This is a genomic window from Bradyrhizobium sp. Leo78, assembly GCF_059512425.1.
In genome coordinates this window covers 1-451 of the sequence record NZ_JCAMOT010000218.1, presented here as the reverse complement: position 1 = coordinate 451, position 451 = coordinate 1, and the positions used below count along the sequence as shown (strand labels likewise).

The 451-nt window shown below is 63.9% G+C and carries 1 protein-coding gene; it reads left to right on the top strand.

What is annotated here, in order from left to right:
- The coding region (locus tag AC5ZG1_RS44365; RefSeq protein ID WP_496136564.1) for a 2-oxoadipate dioxygenase/decarboxylase family protein at positions 1-451 on the top strand (451 nt) is incomplete at both ends.

Below are 451 nucleotides of genomic sequence, written 5' to 3'. Positions count from 1 at the left end.
CCTCCAAAAGGATCCCGCTCTGCGCGAACGCCTCGCCGGCGCCGGCGAACTGGAGCGCATCGATATCGAGCGCCACGGTGCCATCCGCCTCGGTACGGCGGAAGAGCTTTTCACCATCCGCCGGATGTTTGCGGTCATGGGCATGGAGGCGGTCGGTTATTACGATCTTTCGGTTGCCGGCGTGCCGGTTCACTCCACCTGCTTCCGGCCGATCGACGAAGCGGCGCTCAACATCAATCCGTTCCGCGTCTTCACCTCGCTGCTGCGCCTGGAACTGATCGAGGACGAAGGTCTGCGTGGTGAAGCCGAGGCCATTTTGGCCAAGCGGCGCATCTATACGCCGCGCGCCGTCGAGCTGATCGAGCGTCACGAGCAGAATGGCGGCCTAACCGAGTCGGAAGCGAGCGAATTCGTCGCCGAGGCGCTTGAAACCTTCCGCTGGCACGGCGAG